The organism is Nonomuraea sp. NPDC049421 (assembly GCF_040677005.1).
GTDB classification, from domain to species: domain Bacteria; phylum Actinomycetota; class Actinomycetes; order Streptosporangiales; family Streptosporangiaceae; genus Nonomuraea; species Nonomuraea salmonea.
In genome coordinates, this window is sequence record NZ_JBFAQA010000032.1 from 108,766 (window position 1) to 121,705 (window position 12,940).

The 12,940-nt window shown below is 68.7% G+C and carries 15 protein-coding genes and 7 tRNA genes; 7 read left to right on the forward strand and 15 right to left on the reverse strand.

The genetic code is table 11. From position 1 onward, the window contains the following. Positions 1–6: 6 nt before the first annotated feature. The 5 genes from AB0K18_RS40270 to AB0K18_RS40290 all read right to left on the reverse strand — a co-directional run bounded on the left by AB0K18_RS40270 (position 7) and on the right by AB0K18_RS40290 (position 4,460). Positions 7–372 (reverse strand): hypothetical protein, encoded by a 366-nt coding sequence (locus AB0K18_RS40270; RefSeq protein WP_364925821.1) that lies wholly within the window; start codon positions 370–372, stop codon positions 7–9. Positions 373–486: 114 nt separating this feature from the next. Then, on the reverse strand, positions 487–1,644 hold the full coding sequence (locus AB0K18_RS40275) for a 5'-methylthioadenosine/S-adenosylhomocysteine nucleosidase (protein ID WP_364925823.1): 1,158 nt from the start codon (positions 1,642–1,644) through the stop codon (positions 487–489). Next, positions 1,641–2,405 carry an NUDIX hydrolase gene (locus AB0K18_RS40280; RefSeq protein ID WP_364925825.1) on the reverse strand — a complete coding sequence of 255 codons (765 nt, stop codon included), beginning with the start codon at positions 2,403–2,405 and terminating at the stop codon, positions 1,641–1,643. Before AB0K18_RS40280 ends, AB0K18_RS40275 begins: the two co-directional genes overlap by 4 nt. Positions 2,406–2,414: 9 nt before the next feature. Further along, on the reverse strand, positions 2,415–2,699 hold the full coding sequence (locus AB0K18_RS40285; RefSeq protein WP_364925827.1) for a hypothetical protein: 285 nt from the start codon (positions 2,697–2,699) through the stop codon (positions 2,415–2,417). Positions 2,700–3,626: 927 nt separating this feature from the next. Beyond that, positions 3,627–4,460, reverse strand: a complete 834-nt coding sequence (locus tag AB0K18_RS40290; RefSeq protein ID WP_364925830.1) for a MerR family transcriptional regulator — start codon at positions 4,458–4,460, stop codon at positions 3,627–3,629. A gap of 163 nt (positions 4,461–4,623) precedes the next feature. Between AB0K18_RS40290 and AB0K18_RS40295 the strand changes: the two genes are divergently transcribed. Continuing rightward, a complete protein-coding gene (locus tag AB0K18_RS40295; protein WP_364925832.1) occupies positions 4,624–5,391 on the forward strand; it encodes a MerR family transcriptional regulator in 768 nt (255 codons plus the stop codon). Between the two features lie 78 nt (positions 5,392–5,469). On the opposite strand, the gene AB0K18_RS40300 is transcribed toward AB0K18_RS40295, so the two are convergent. Beyond that, positions 5,470–5,889, reverse strand: a complete 420-nt coding sequence (locus AB0K18_RS40300; RefSeq protein ID WP_364925833.1) for a hypothetical protein — start codon at positions 5,887–5,889, stop codon at positions 5,470–5,472. A 152-nt stretch (positions 5,890–6,041) separates the two neighbouring features. Here AB0K18_RS40300 and AB0K18_RS40305 point away from each other — a divergent pair, with 152 nt between their 5' ends. Both AB0K18_RS40305 and AB0K18_RS40310 read left to right on the forward strand, forming a co-directional pair. Continuing rightward, on the forward strand, positions 6,042–6,413 hold the full coding sequence (locus tag AB0K18_RS40305) for a YciI family protein (protein ID WP_345409060.1): 372 nt from the start codon (positions 6,042–6,044) through the stop codon (positions 6,411–6,413). Continuing rightward, the gene (locus AB0K18_RS40310; protein ID WP_364925835.1) at positions 6,410–7,648 is read left to right on the forward strand and encodes a sigma-70 family RNA polymerase sigma factor; all 1,239 of its coding nucleotides are present in this window, start codon (positions 6,410–6,412) and stop codon (positions 7,646–7,648) included. The genes AB0K18_RS40305 and AB0K18_RS40310 overlap by 4 nt, the downstream gene beginning before the upstream one ends. On the opposite strand, the gene AB0K18_RS40315 is transcribed toward AB0K18_RS40310, so the two are convergent. The 9 genes from AB0K18_RS40315 to AB0K18_RS40355 all read right to left on the reverse strand — a co-directional run bounded on the left by AB0K18_RS40315 (position 7,615) and on the right by AB0K18_RS40355 (position 9,802). Beyond that, positions 7,615–8,016 (reverse strand): hypothetical protein, encoded by a 402-nt coding sequence (locus AB0K18_RS40315; RefSeq protein ID WP_364925837.1) that lies wholly within the window; start codon positions 8,014–8,016, stop codon positions 7,615–7,617. The genes AB0K18_RS40310 and AB0K18_RS40315 overlap by 34 nt on opposite strands. 104 nt (positions 8,017–8,120) lie before the next feature. Then, positions 8,121–8,190: transfer RNA gene (locus tag AB0K18_RS40320), tRNA-Cys, on the reverse strand. A gap of 19 nt (positions 8,191–8,209) precedes the next feature. After that, positions 8,210–8,290: transfer RNA gene (locus AB0K18_RS40325), tRNA-Tyr, on the reverse strand. A gap of 6 nt (positions 8,291–8,296) precedes the next feature. After that, positions 8,297–8,372 (reverse strand) — tRNA-Arg (locus tag AB0K18_RS40330). Position 8,373: 1 nt separating this feature from the next. Then, positions 8,374–8,446, reverse strand: a tRNA-Glu gene (locus AB0K18_RS40335). A gap of 1 nt (position 8,447) precedes the next feature. After that, positions 8,448–8,523, reverse strand: a tRNA-Leu gene (locus tag AB0K18_RS40340). A 1-nt stretch (position 8,524) separates the two neighbouring features. After that, positions 8,525–8,599, reverse strand: a tRNA-Gly gene (locus tag AB0K18_RS40345). A gap of 4 nt (positions 8,600–8,603) precedes the next feature. Next, positions 8,604–8,674: transfer RNA gene (locus tag AB0K18_RS40350), tRNA-Ala, on the reverse strand. A gap of 312 nt (positions 8,675–8,986) precedes the next feature. Beyond that, entirely contained in the window at positions 8,987–9,802 is an 816-nt protein-coding gene (locus tag AB0K18_RS40355) for an SDR family NAD(P)-dependent oxidoreductase (protein WP_364925839.1), read from the reverse strand. A 130-nt stretch (positions 9,803–9,932) separates the two neighbouring features. Here AB0K18_RS40355 and AB0K18_RS40360 point away from each other — a divergent pair, with 130 nt between their 5' ends. The 4 genes from AB0K18_RS40360 to AB0K18_RS40375 all read left to right on the forward strand — a co-directional run. Beyond that, complete coding sequence (locus AB0K18_RS40360; protein ID WP_364925841.1) at positions 9,933–10,523, forward strand: TetR/AcrR family transcriptional regulator; 591 nt, start codon at positions 9,933–9,935, stop codon at positions 10,521–10,523. 188 nt (positions 10,524–10,711) lie between these two features. Beyond that, entirely contained in the window at positions 10,712–11,206 is a 495-nt protein-coding gene (locus AB0K18_RS40365; RefSeq protein ID WP_364925843.1) for a hypothetical protein, read from the forward strand. An 80-nt stretch (positions 11,207–11,286) separates the two neighbouring features. Next, complete coding sequence (locus tag AB0K18_RS40370) at positions 11,287–12,024, forward strand: helix-turn-helix transcriptional regulator (protein ID WP_364925845.1); 738 nt, start codon at positions 11,287–11,289, stop codon at positions 12,022–12,024. Positions 12,025–12,035: 11 nt separating this feature from the next. After that, positions 12,036–12,940: NADH-quinone oxidoreductase subunit H (locus AB0K18_RS40375; protein WP_364925847.1), on the forward strand; the 905-nt coding region annotated here is incomplete at its 3' end.

Here is a 12,940-nt window from a genome sequence, read left to right on the forward strand (position 1 = left end):
CGCCGTTCATTGGCCCACTCCCTGAGCTACCGCGAGGACGACCGCGGCTATCGACGCCAAGTCGCCGAAGTCGCCGAGTAGGCCCTTGACCTTCTTCAGCGCGGTCAGCATCGTCCCGCGTTGCCGACTCCCGAGACCTTCGATGTAGGCGTCTACTTCGGAAAGCTCAGATTCGACCTCCTCGCACCTATCTGGGCCGAGTTTTCCGGATTCGACCGATCTGCGCATCGCCGAACGCAATTCGGCGAGCCGGTTGCGAAGTTCGTCCTCTTTGACAGGTGCGCCGCCCACGGTGACACCACCGACAGCCTTACCGATCTGCACGCCAACGCGCGCATTATCCTTGGCGACATTCATGTACCGATCCGACATCGCTACCTCCTGGCGCTGTCCGTAAGATTCGGTCCGCAATGAACCACTACACAAAGGCAATCGTGCAGAATTTCGCCAACTTGTTATCACCGGCGCCGTCCGGCCAGGTGACGATCAGGAAGTGCGATGAACCGCCGCGATGATGCTCGACACATGGGAGGCCAGTGCACTCACATCCGCAAGCAGGCCACGTAGTCTCTTGAGCGCGATGAGAGCGGTACCGCTGCCGTGCTCGCCAGCGTCCAGCAGCGATTCAGCGAGGGCGATCTCGTCCTCCGCCGCGGCGACCGTGACCTCATCCACCATCTCGGCTTTCAGCGCCGCTGTGAGCCGGTGCCGGAGTTCCGCAAGCTGCGCCAACGGATCGAGAGCGGCCCCGGGCGACTGCCCGATCGTGACATTGCCATGAACGTGTCCGATCTGCGCACCCACTCGGGCATGGTCGCGGGCAACGTTTCGCACTCCAGCAACTGTGGGGCCGCCCCTTCTCTGCTCGAACGCACCATCCGGCTCCCTGTGGTGCTCCTCCTGCGCCAGTTCCTGCGCCAGGGCGGCAGCGAAGGCGGCTGCGTACGCCGCCGCCTTCGGCTGCCAGCCTGAGCCATCGCTGGTCGCCTTGGTGCCGTCCGCCCGATCGCTGATACCTCGCACCACTGCCATCGGCAGCGACCGGTTCAGATGGGCGGCCTGCGCCACTCCAGCGGCCTCCATCTCAATCGCCAACGCGTCGTTGTAGGTTTGGCGGACCCACCGCGCATGCTCCGAAACCGCCGAATCCTGGACCACTTCGCCCGCGGCTATCGGCCCGAAGTGCACCTTCGGCACGGCCACCCCTCTGGGCAGACGACGGGCCCACAGTTCACTGCGGTACAGATGACGCGCGATTTGATCCGGCTCATGTGGCATCTCCCAAACGCGTGGACGCGCTTTGAAGCCATCGTCCTCGCTGGTGCCGCCGTGGTAGGCGTACACGTGAGTGGCTACCACCACGTCGCCCAGGGCGATCGCCGGCCACAATGCACCGGCCACCCCTACGAACAGCAAGGAAGAGGGCGAGAACTCGGTGATCGCCCGCTCCGCGAGCACCGCAGCCGGCTGGTTCCCTTTGCCGGCCAGCCCCAGGGCCACCTGGCAGTGGCCGCCCGCCAGCATGCCGACCTCGAACCGCGTTCCTGCCGGGTGACGGTACGTCCGGACGTTCGCCAGGTGCTTCCTGACAGCTTGGTATTCCAGGTCCAGGGCGGTGAGTATCGCGATTGGACGATGTGTCATGTCTGCTGGCCTCCTTGGGCCGTGACCGGAGCCGCCGCCTCGCCTGGGCCTTCTGCAGAAATCTGCGCCGAGCGGACCATGGGGGGATACAACGTCCGGGCCGGGCCTGCCTTGAAAAGCCGGGCGGGCCGTCCGTTCTCCGTTCGCCGCATAGGGCCGGCCGCCACGATGAAGCCGCGAGCGTTCTGTACCTTGCGATAGAAATTTCGAGGGTCGAGCCGTACGCCCCACACCGCCTCGTACACCTGCTGTAGGTCGGAGATGGTAAAGGTCTCGGCGCAGAACGCGGTCGCGAGCGCGGTGTGCTCCAGCTTGGCACGAGCCCGTTCCACGCCGTCGCCGACGATTTGCCGGTGATCGAAGGCCAAGTCGACATGGGTGGACAAGACGTCGTCCACCCGCTTCCAGCAGGCGCTGGCCGCGTCCGTGCCCGCGATGGGTTCGGGCAGGGACGGCGCGATCGCCAGATAGGCGACGGACACCACGCGACCACGCGGATCGCGCCCCGGTCTGCCGTACACGCCGAGCATCTCCAAGTGCACGTCGACCAGGCCGGCTTCCTCCGACAATTCGCGGCGCGCCGCCTCCTCGATGTCCTCGTGCACGTCCGCGAGAAACCCGCCGGGCAGGGCGAGCGCGCCTGAGTAGGGCTGGATACCACGTTCAACGAGCAAGACGTGTAGCCGCGCGTCGCGGAGCGTGAGAATCACCAGGTCCACCGCGAGCAAGACGGCTGGGGGCTCCCATGGGTCGGCGTTCATGGGCACACTCTAGCTTTTTGTCAGATCGACAGGAAGTGTTATGCCGAACCGCTTAGAACCGGCGGAGAAGGCACACCCATCCCGGCCCAGGTGCCTCCGACGGACCCGCACGCCCTCCAGGCACTCGGGCTCCTCGAGGATGCCGAGCATCGCGAGGCGTTCGACGACTACGAGTTCTTCCACGGTTCCGGCCACCGCCAGCCCTGCCCGGGCCTCCATGACGCGGACGTCACAATCCGTACACATACCGAAATCCCCGGTGCGAAGGATGTGCGGGCGCACTTCGACTGCCACGGCGTTCAGGATCTGAACGACCCCGTCCAGGACGGCGCCCTCACCACCCGAGCGCCTGGGCACCCCTCATCCACGTCAGCGTGTGACCGGCTGTTGCCGGAACGATCTCGTGCGGAGGTCATGCACGAAATGCGGGTCAGCGGCCAGAGGGCGGACGGAAGGGGCGAGGATGGGGATCGACAAGCGGGTGCCGGGAGTGCTGACCGCGCTGCTCTTAGCCATGGATGGGCTGCTGGCGCCGGTCCCGGCGCAGGCGGCGTCGGAGTTCGACGTCACGGTCGAAAGGCGCGGGCCAGGCTCGTGGCGCAGGGCGAGTTCAGCAGGCTGGTTGAGGAGATCGCAGCGGCCCACCCGACACGTTCGCCGGATCGACCGCCACTCATGAAGGCGGCTTCGGCCTGCGCGTGCGGTTCACCGGCGACACGGTGCCGGCCACGGCAGGGGAGACCGTGCAAGGCGTGCAGGGGTCGCCTCGAAGCGGGCGCGCGCTACAGCCTCGTCGCGGCCGAGAAGGTCACTCGACGGGGGACGAACTCGACACGCACTCCGCCGTCGAGGGCGTCTTCTACGACGCGACCAGCGAGAAGTTCGTGCTGGACATGGTCGGCGCGGCCACCGGCTCCCGAGTCGGCGGAGGACGTGAAGGCCGCGCTGCGGGCGACGCTGCCCGCGTCCTGACCGCCGGGCACGACAGCGGAGGCCCCTGGTTCAACGCCAGCAAGGCGTACGGCATCTACAAGGGCCAGTCGTCCACCGGCAGAGGGACCGCGGGGTGCAACTGGGCCGTCTACATTCGGAGTCGCCGACACCGCGGGCCTCGACTAAGTCGAGCTGGGCATCCAGGTGGCGCTGGCCGCCCTGGGCGTGTCGCTGTCGGTCGGCATGTACGGCAAGAAGCGCAAGTAGATGACGCCCTCGGCTCCATGCTCAGGCGCGGAGGGCCTCAGCGGCCCAGGTGAGTGAGGGGGTCAGCGGTTCGGGCGGCGGCCAGTCGTTGATCGTGGCGAGGAGTTCGAAGTAGCGGTCGCGGCGAGGGTCGTTCATGGCGTCCAGCCTGGTCAGCAGCTCGTCCGCGGGCCCCAGGGCGCGCAGGTCCGTCACCACGTCGTCGGCTTCGGGTGAGTCGGGCGCGAGGTTCAGGGCCGGGGCCACGAGCATGCGTACGGTGGCGCCCAGGTCGGGGCGGGGCGGCGCGGTGAAGTCCACCTGCGCCACCATCGTGCGCAGATGGGTGCGGAAGCCGGGATCGCTGATGAGGCCGGTCAGCTCCGTCCAGGCCGCGAGCTGGTCGGGGCGGGGATCGTCCGGCAGCTCGGGCGTCATCGTCGTACGGATGCCCGCGTGCCGGTCGTCGAGCACACTGTCGAGGAAGTCCTGGATCAGGTGCCGGCGTTCGGCCTGGTGGTGGGTCACGTCCATCTCCTCTGGGGTGGTGCCGCGTTCGGCCATGGTGGTCAGGACGGCATGCCGCAGCCGCAGGATCCGGATCTGCACCGCCACCGCCTCGGCGTGCGCCGCGGCCACCTCGGGCAGCGGCACCTCACGGGTCACGACCTTGCGGATCGTGGGCAGGTCGATGCCGAGCTCGCGCAGCGTGCGCACGAGCTCCAGGCGAGCCAGGGCGACGTCGTCGTACAGGCGGTGGCCGGCCGCGTTGCGGCAGGTGGGTGGCACGATGCCGCGGTCGGCGTAGAACCGGATGGTCTTGACCGTCAGCCCCGTACGGCGCGCCAGGTCGCCGATCGTGAAGTACCGCTCCATGCCGCCACCCTGCCAGCTCCCCCTACGGGAGCCGCAAGCCGTCAAGCGCCGATCACCCGGCACGGACAGCGGCGTGCTTGACTCTGCCGTTACGTCAATATCTAGCGTCGTGCGGGAGCCGGAAGATCCGGCTTGGTGAACGGGACGGGACGGTGAGCGGGCCATGGCGTGGTCGATCGCACAGGTGGCGCGGATGTCGGGCGTGACGTCCAGGACGTTGCGCCACTACCACGCGATCGGGCTGCTGATCCCGGCCCGCGTCGGCGACAACGGCTACCGCCACTACGAGGAGGCGCAGCTGCTGCGCCTGCAGCAGATCCTCGTGCTGCGGGAGCTCGGACTCGGCCTCCCCGAGATCGAGGAGATCGTCGACCGGCACACCGACCCCCTGGCCGCCCTGCGCGAACACCACCAGCGCGTCCTGCGGGAACGCGACCGCCTGGACGCGATGGCGCGCATGGTGGCCAGGACCATCACCGAGCTCGAACACACGGAAGGGAAGCACGGCATGTCAAGAATCAGCAGGCCGGAGAACCTGTTCGAGGGATTCGACGCCGCCCGCTACGGCGCGGAGGCGGGCGAGCGGTGGCCGGAGCATTGGGAGCAGTCCGGGCAGCAGGAGCTGCTGGACGGCCTCTCGCCGGAGGAGCTCGGCCGGATGCAGGAGGAGGCGACGGCGGGCATGATCCGGCTGGCCGAGCTCATGGCCGCCGGCACCCCGGCCGACGACCCCGCGGTGCTCGCCGAGCTGGACGTCCCCTTCCGGCTGATGAGCCGGTCCTGGACGCCCACCGCCGAGCAGTACGCGCATCTGGGGCGGATGCAGGCCGACGACGAGCGGTTCGCGGCGAACTATGAACGGATCGCCGAGGGGCTGGCCGCGTACGTGCGCGACGCCATGGCCGCCTACGCCGCCGCCCGGTTGAGCTGAGCTGAACTGAGCCGGGCCGGCCGGGCCCGGGCCCGGCCGGAGTTCCGCGCCCTCGCGCGGAACTCCGCACCTGTCCGGCTACTTCCTCATCATGGTCGAGGCGTAACCGCCTCCGCCCGGGTAGACCCACTCGCCGGTGAGGGTGGTGTCGTCGGCGCTGAACGTGCCCTCGAAGTACGCCGGGCTGCCCTTCGCGCCGCCCCAGATGGTCAGCTTGTCGCCGGTCAGCTCGTACACGTAGTCGAGGGTGTTGCCTTCGGCGTCGTAGAAGCGCGACACGACGTCCTCGCCGGCCGGTTCGCCGAACGGGCGCAGGTGGCCGATCACCTCCATGCCGGTGACCTGCCGGCCGTACTGGGTGAGCTCGACGTGCTGGAGCAGGAAGAAGCCGCCGGGCATCCACTCGTACCGTACGGTTCCCTCGGCGCCGCCGGTGATCGTCCAGGTGCCGACGAGGCGGTCCAGGGCCTTCATCGCGGGGGTCGGCTGGTTGGTCATCTTGTCCTCCTTGGTGAGTGCTCGCCGGTACCTCGGAGGCGGTCGCCGGTCTTCGACGTCTTACCGCTGTGATGTGAATCACAGCGGAGACGCGTCGAAATCCTGGTAGCGGTGACGAGGTATCGAAAAGAACCGCCGATCTGAGGAACATCGTGAAATATCTGCTGCTCAGCTACACCCCGGCCGCCGCCTGGGACGCCGCGACCGCCGACACGCCATCGGAGGAGGCGCTGGCCGCGTTCGCCGCGTACCAGAAGTTCGAGGAGGAGCTGATCGCGACCGGCGAGTTCGTCACCAGCGAGGGGCTCGGCCACCCGGTGGTCAGCACCACCGTGCGCAAGGGCGCGGACGGCGTGGTGGCGACCGACGGGCCGTTCGCCGAGCTCAAGGAGGTGCTCGCGAGCTTCGCCGTGATCGACGTCGCCGGACGGGAGCGCGCCGTCGAGATCGCCTCGCGGATCGTCGAGGTGCTGGGCGAGCCGATCGAGATCCGCCCGATCATGGGCGACGACTTCGCGGCATGACCGAGGTCGAGCAGCTGCTGCGTACGGAGGCGCCGCAGGTCCTGGGTGCGCTGGTACGCCGTTTCGGGCACTTCGACGTCGCCGAGGACGCGGTGCAGGAGGCGCTCCTGGTCGCGCACCGTACCTGGGGGGCTGACGGCGTACCGGAGAATCCGCGCAGCTGGCTCATCCGCATCGGCTACCGGCGGATGGTCGACCTGCTCCGCTCGGAGCAGGCCAGGCGCCGCCGCGAGCACGAGGCGGGCGTCGCCGAGCTGGCCATGCAGGAGCCGTCCCGGCGCTCCGACCCGCCGCAGGAGGCGGACGACAGCCTCGCGTTGCTGCTGCTCTGCTGCCATCCCGCGCTGAGCGCCACCTCCCAGGTGACGCTCACGCTGCGGGCGGTGGGCGGGCTGAGCACCGCGGAGATCGCGCACGCCTTCGGCATGACGGAGGCCACGATGGGTACGCGGATCAGCCGCGCCAAACAGCGGCTGGCGCGCGCCGGCGCCCGGTTCACCCCGCCGAGCGGCGCCGACCGCGCCGGTCGGGTGGCCGCTGTGATGCAGGTGCTCTATCTGATTTTCAACGAGGGCTACACGGTCTCCGCTGGTGATCGGCTCGCCCGGGTCGATCTCACGGGCGAGGCGATCCGGCTGGCTCGCATGCTCCGTGACTCCTTGCCGGAGGATGCCGAGGTGACCGGGCTGCTCGCGTTGATGCTGCTGACCGAGTCGCGGCGGGCCGCGCGTACAGCCTCTGACGGCGAGCTGGTGCCGCTGGAGAAGCAGGACAGGGCGCGGTGGGATCCGGGATTGATCCGCGAGGGCACCGCGCTGATCGACGCCGTCTGGTCTCGGCGGGAGGTGGGCCCGTACCAGTTGCAGGCCGCCATCGCGGCCGTGCACGCCGCTGCCGCGACGCCCGAGCAGACGGACTGGCCGCAGATCGCGGCGCTGTACCTGTGGCTCGAACGGCTCAGCCCGACCGCGCCGGTGCGGCTGAGCCGGGTGGTGGCGGTGGCGCAGGCGTACGGGCCGGTGCGCGGGCTGGCACTGCTCGACGACCTCAACCGCCGGCACCGGCTGGACGAGGACCCGCTGACCCGGCAGCGCGAACGCGCGGTGCGCGCCCACCTGCTCCAGCTGACCGGCGACCCGGCGGGCGCGGCGCGGCTGTATCGCGAGGCCGCCGCCTTGACCGGAAACCAGGTGGAGCAGCGCTATCTGCTCTCGCGGGCGGACCGCCTCGGCTGAGGCGGCCTCTCCGGCCAGTCGCGATGCGGCAGATAGGCGAGCCGCCACATGATGACCCCGACCCAGATCAGGCCGTATCCCGGAATGAGCAGCATGAAGACATCACGGAGCCGATAGGAGACGCGCTCGACCACGAAAGCCAGGGCGAGCATGCTCAAGCCCGGGCACAGAGAGAGTCCGACCAGGTCGGAGAGCACCGTCATCTCCGCATCTCCCCTGGCCTGCGCCACAGCTTTGTACAAGGCGAACGGCACCAGGATGAAAAGCGCGTAGAGGCCGACCGCCAGAACCACGCGCAGCACCGTCGATACGGGCTTGCGCCCCTGCGAGGAAGGACCCTCAGTCTCCGCCGCCTGCGCCATCTCCACCGCCGAAGCCTCCCTCACGCGAGCCGCCCGAGTGTCCGGTGCCGCCGTCGCGATAGTGGGACTCACGATATCGCTGATAGGCATTTCTGGGGATGTGCTCTCCGAGACGCAGGCGAGAGTCGAACTCGCATCAATCGGCTTTGCAGGCCGACCTCCGCACCGGCGAACTGCGCCAAGCCTCTTCAGGAGGCGGTGCGCGAGGACGGAGTCGAACCGCCACAGCCGAAGCGTCCGGTTTACAGCCGGGTGGGCTCACCAGGTGCCCAGCTCGCGCATGACGTGGCCCCAGCAGGACTCGAACCTGCAACGGACCCGGCTTCGTAGGCCGGCGCTCTGATCCGTTGAGCTATGGGGCCGTACCCCGTACCGGATTCGAACCGGCGATCTCCCGGGTGAAAGCCGGGTGTCCTGACCACTGGACGAACGGGGCCTGGTACGTCCGGCGGGATTCGAACCCGCACCGTCCGGTTCCTGAAACCGGTGCCTCTGCCGTTGGGCCACGGACGCGTGGAGCCGCAGCGGGGACTCGAACCCCGTCCTGCTGGTTGGAAGCCAGCTGCCTTACCTGTTCGGCCTCTGCGGCGACGTGGACCGACGGGATCTCGAAACCCGAACTCCTGCTTGCAGGGCAGGTGTGATGCCTTTTCACCATCAGCCCATGGTGCTCCCACTGTGGAATTGTCAATCGGCAAAAGGAAAGGCCGCCTGGTGGTCACCTGGCGGCCTCCGGAATGCTCCTCTTCGAGGTTTACCCGGAAGCCTCGCGCGGCAGGGCGCAGCCCAGCGCGGCAAGCCGGCGACAGCGGCGCCGTTCCTGCCCGAGTGCGGCGGCTGCGAGAAGCATGGCTGGCCTTTCCTGGTTGCTGATCGACGGAGGGGGCGACCCCTCTTGCGTTCGTGAATGACACTAACGGCGGGCCCGACGGCCGTGCCACTTATTTATTCGGACGTACGAGCCCGCCGAAAAGTTTCATCCGGGAGCCAGCCGGCTGAGCCTTTCCCACGCCCGGTATTGCTCAAGGCGGGCCTGCTCCATTTGCAGCACCATGTCGTAGGAGGCGCCGCCGACGATGAGCCGCACCGGTGGCTCGGGCAGGTCGAGCAACTCCATGACGGCGGGCACGGCGGTGCTCGGGTCGGGGCCGGCGTCGTCGCCCCACATCTCGGCGAGCTGGGCACGCAGCTCCGCATAGAGCGGGTCGGGCTCGGTCATGGTCGTGCCCACCGTGAACAGGCCGGTGTCGTAGCCGCCCATCTGCAGGATGGTGACCTTGATGCCGAACGGCTCGACCTCCATGGCGACCGCCTCGCTCACCGAGTTGAGCGCGGCCTTGCCCGCCGCGTACATGCCGGTCGAGGCGAAGCCGCCGCTCGCGCCCATCGAGGTGACCTGGAGCAGGTGGCCGGAGCCCTGGGCGCGCAGGTGCGGCACGACGGCCTGGGTGACCCAGACGGCGCCGAAGAAGTTGACGTCGAAATGGGCTCTGAGCTGCTCCTCCGTGGCCTCCTCCACCATTCCGAGCAGCAGCCCGCCCGCGTTGTTGAGCACGACGTCGAGCCGGCCGAAGGCGGCCACGGCTTGTTCCACGCCCTTGAACACGGCCGCGCGGTCGGTCACGTCGAGCGGCAGCCGTACGAGAGCGTCGGGGTGCTCGTCGGCCAGCTCCGCCAGCGGCTCCAGGTTCCGTGCGGCGGCGACGACACGGTCTCCGGCGGCCAGCGCCGCCTCGGTGAACGCCCGTCCGAGGCCCCGCGACGCACCGGTGATGAACCATACTCGGGTCAAGATGCACTCCTTGATCAGCATTACAAGACGAGACGGTTCGTCTCGCTTCGAGATACCTCGACTATGGGGCACGCATGCACCGCTGTCAAGACGGACCGTCTCGTCTCGTTGGAGTGCTATGCTGCCTCGCATGCCCAAGCACCCCGACCCTGCACGCCGCAGTGAGCGCTCCCGCCAGGCGATCCTCGACGCCGCGCGCGAGCTGGTCTCCGAGGTGGGTTACGCCAAGGTCTCCATCGAGGCCATCGCCGCCCGGGCCGGCGTCGGCAAGCAGACGATCTACCGCTGGTGGCGTTCCAAGGGCGCGGTCATCTTCGACGCGTTCCTTGCCTTGAGCGAGGCGGACGAGGGCGGCATGGCGCTGCCCGACACCGGCGACATCGAGGCCGACCTGAAGACGGTGATGCGGGCCACGGTGGCGGAGTTCGCCGACCCGGCGTTCGAAGGCCCGATCAGGGCGCTCACCACGGAGCTCATCAACGACGCCGACCTCGCGGCGCAGTACCGCGAACGCCTGGCCGCCCCGGTGGACGAGGCCAAGAAGGCCCGGCTGCGCACCGCCCAGCAGGCCGGCCAGCTCGCCGCCGACCTCGACCTGGAGGTGGCCCTCGAACTCCTGTACGCCCCCCTCTTCCAGCGCTGGATCCACCGCTCAGGCCCCCTGACCCCCGACTACGCCGACACCCTCGTGGACCTCTTCCTCAAGGCCACCCGCCCGTGAGGCCCTGGCTGTACTGTCAGCGGCGTGGACACGCCTGTCAGGGGTGGCAAGGATTGCGCCGAGGTAGAGATTTCGGTGCCGATGACGGGCCTTGCTGAGCCGGAAGAGCCGTATCCGTAAGGGATGGCCGTGATCAGAAAGCTGATCGTGCGGAGAACTTTCGCTGATGTGGCGGCATCAAAGCAGACATGATGAAGACGATGATCGGGGCTTCGCTCCTCGCTGGTTCGCTGCTGGTCTCCGGTGCCACCGCGGCGGTCGCTGAGGTGAAGGCGCCGACGCTGGGCCCGCACGGGTACGGTGCCCTCAAGCTGGGGATGACGGCCAAGCAGGCTCAGGCGACGGGGGGCGTGGTCAAGAAGCTGTCGGGCGGCTCCGGCTGCTCCGGCTGGGATCTCAAGCAGTTCAGGACGTCGAAGAACTCGGTGGGTGTCTACGTCTCGCCGCGCGTGGGGCTGGCGGCCATCTTCGCCGCGAAGGGCATGAAGACGCCGCAGGGCATCAAGATCGGCTCCACGGCCAAGCAGCTGAGGGCGGCATACCCGCGGGTCAAGAAGAACTTCCACGGCTTCTACGTGACGGCGGTCCCAGGCAACAAGAAGGCGTACTACAGCTTCACCGTCTCGCGCGGCAAGGTCACCGAGTACGGCATCGCGCTCCACAAGCAGGACTGCTTCAACTAGCGGCAGGTCAGCCTCTCTCGATCGGGGGTTCGATGGCGGTCCACTCGCTGCCGGCGCAGGCGCGGGCGAAGCCTTTGCGGATGGTCGCTCGTACGGCGCCGCCGCACCTGCGGCCGTACGTGCTGGGCTGGGCGAGCCACCGCGTCGCGGCGACGGCGCCGCCGCCCAGCAGGATGTTGCCGCTCAACGCGGCCACGCTGATCATCGACTGCACCGGCCTGCCCGCGGTCCTCACCGGCCCGCGCAGCGTGGCGTCCCCCGCTGGCGAGGTGGGCTGGTACGACGGGGTGGCCGTCGGGCTCACGCCGGCCGGCATGTCGGCCTTGCTGGGCACCCCAATGCGTGAACTCGCCGACACGGCCGTTCGCCTGGAGGGGGCGCGGGCGAAGGAGCTGGCCGAGCGGCTGGCCACCGCCCCGTCCTGGCAGGGGCGCTTCGCGGTGCTGGAAGAGGTGCTGACGGCGTGGGCGCGTCCGGCCGACGACGACGCACTGATCATGTACGCCTGGCGGCGGCTGCAGGCGCCGGCCGAAGGGCTCACCGTGACGTCCCTGGCCGCTGAGCTGGGTGTCAGCCGGCGCTATCTGGAGCTGGGGTTCCGCCGGGTGGTGGGGCTGTCGCCGAAGACGGTCGCGCGCGTCGCCCGGTTCCAGCGGGCCATGGAGGTGCTGCGGCGGCCCGGGGCCACGCTGAGCGCGGCGGTCGCGTGCGGGTACGCCGACCAGTCGCATCTCAGCCGCGAGGTGCGGGCGATGACGGCGCTGACGCCGAAGCAGCTGTTCGCACTTGTTCAAGACGTGGATCGTCTCTCCGCCTAGCATCGCCGCTCATGATGTTCACCGTGCAGGCCGGCCCCACCCTGGCCGATTTCGGCAAGGACCCCTTGTGGATCACGATCGTCAAGGCCGTGATGCTGTTCGTCTTCCTGGCCCTGAGCGTGGTCTTCGGCGTCTGGTTCGAGCGCAAGCTGATCTCGCGGATGCAGCACCGCTACGGCCCCAACCGGGCCGGCAGGTTCGGCATCCTGCAGTCCGTGGCGGATGCGATCAAGATGGGCCTGAAGGAGGACATCTTCCCGCGGACCGTGGACAAAGTGCTCTACCTGCTGGCGCCGGTCATCATGGTCGTGCCGGCGTTCCTGGCTTTCTCCATCGTGCCGTTCGGGCCGGTGGTCGACCTGTTCGGCGTGCAGACGCCGCTGCAGCTGGTCGACCTGCCGGTGGCGGTGCTGTTCATGCTGGCCATGGGCGCGGTGTCGGTCTACGGCGTGGTGCTGGCCGGATGGTCGTCGCGCTCGCCGTACGCGCTGCTCGGCGGTCTGCGCTCGGCGGCGCAGGTGGTCTCGTACGAGATCGCGATGGGTCTGTCGTTCGTGGCGATCTTCCTGTTCGCCGGGACGCTGTCCACCTCCGAGATCGTCGCGGCGCAGGAGCAGACCTGGTTCGCGGTGCTGCTGATCCCGTCGTTCCTGGTCTACGTGATCTGCATGTTCGGTGAGGCCGCACGCATCCCGTTCGACCTGCCCGAGGGCGAGGGCGAGCTGGTCGGCGGCTTCCAGACCGAATACTCCTCCTCGCTGAAGTTCGCGCTCATCATGATGGGCGAGTACCTGCACACCTTCACCGCCTCCGGCATCGCAGTGACGCTGTTCCTCGGCGGGTGGCGGGCCCCGGCGCCGATCACCACCTTCTGGGAGGGCGCCAACTCGGGCTGGTGGCCGGTGCTGTGGTTCTT

Excerpts from the sequence above, each read along its gene's own strand:
- AB0K18_RS40270 (WP_364925821.1), bottom strand. The coding sequence starts at position 372 with ATGTCGGATCGGTACATGAATGTCGCCAAGGATAATGCGCGCGTTGGC.
- AB0K18_RS40275 (WP_364925823.1), bottom strand. The coding sequence starts at position 1,644 with ATGACACATCGTCCAATCGCGATACTCACCGCCCTGGACCTGGAATAC.
- AB0K18_RS40280 (WP_364925825.1), bottom strand. The coding sequence starts at position 2,405 with ATGAACGCCGACCCATGGGAGCCCCCAGCCGTCTTGCTCGCGGTGGAC.
- AB0K18_RS40290 (WP_364925830.1), bottom strand. The coding sequence starts at position 4,460 with ATGGAGCGGTACTTCACGATCGGCGACCTGGCGCGCCGTACGGGGCTG.
- AB0K18_RS40295 (WP_364925832.1), top strand. The coding sequence starts at position 4,624 with ATGGCGTGGTCGATCGCACAGGTGGCGCGGATGTCGGGCGTGACGTCC.
- AB0K18_RS40300 (WP_364925833.1), bottom strand. The coding sequence starts at position 5,889 with ATGACCAACCAGCCGACCCCCGCGATGAAGGCCCTGGACCGCCTCGTC.
- AB0K18_RS40310 (WP_364925835.1), top strand. The coding sequence starts at position 6,410 with ATGACCGAGGTCGAGCAGCTGCTGCGTACGGAGGCGCCGCAGGTCCTG.
- AB0K18_RS40360 (WP_364925841.1), top strand. The coding sequence starts at position 9,933 with ATGCCCAAGCACCCCGACCCTGCACGCCGCAGTGAGCGCTCCCGCCAG.
- AB0K18_RS40365 (WP_364925843.1), top strand. The coding sequence starts at position 10,712 with ATGATGAAGACGATGATCGGGGCTTCGCTCCTCGCTGGTTCGCTGCTG.
- AB0K18_RS40370 (WP_364925845.1), top strand. The coding sequence starts at position 11,287 with ATGGTCGCTCGTACGGCGCCGCCGCACCTGCGGCCGTACGTGCTGGGC.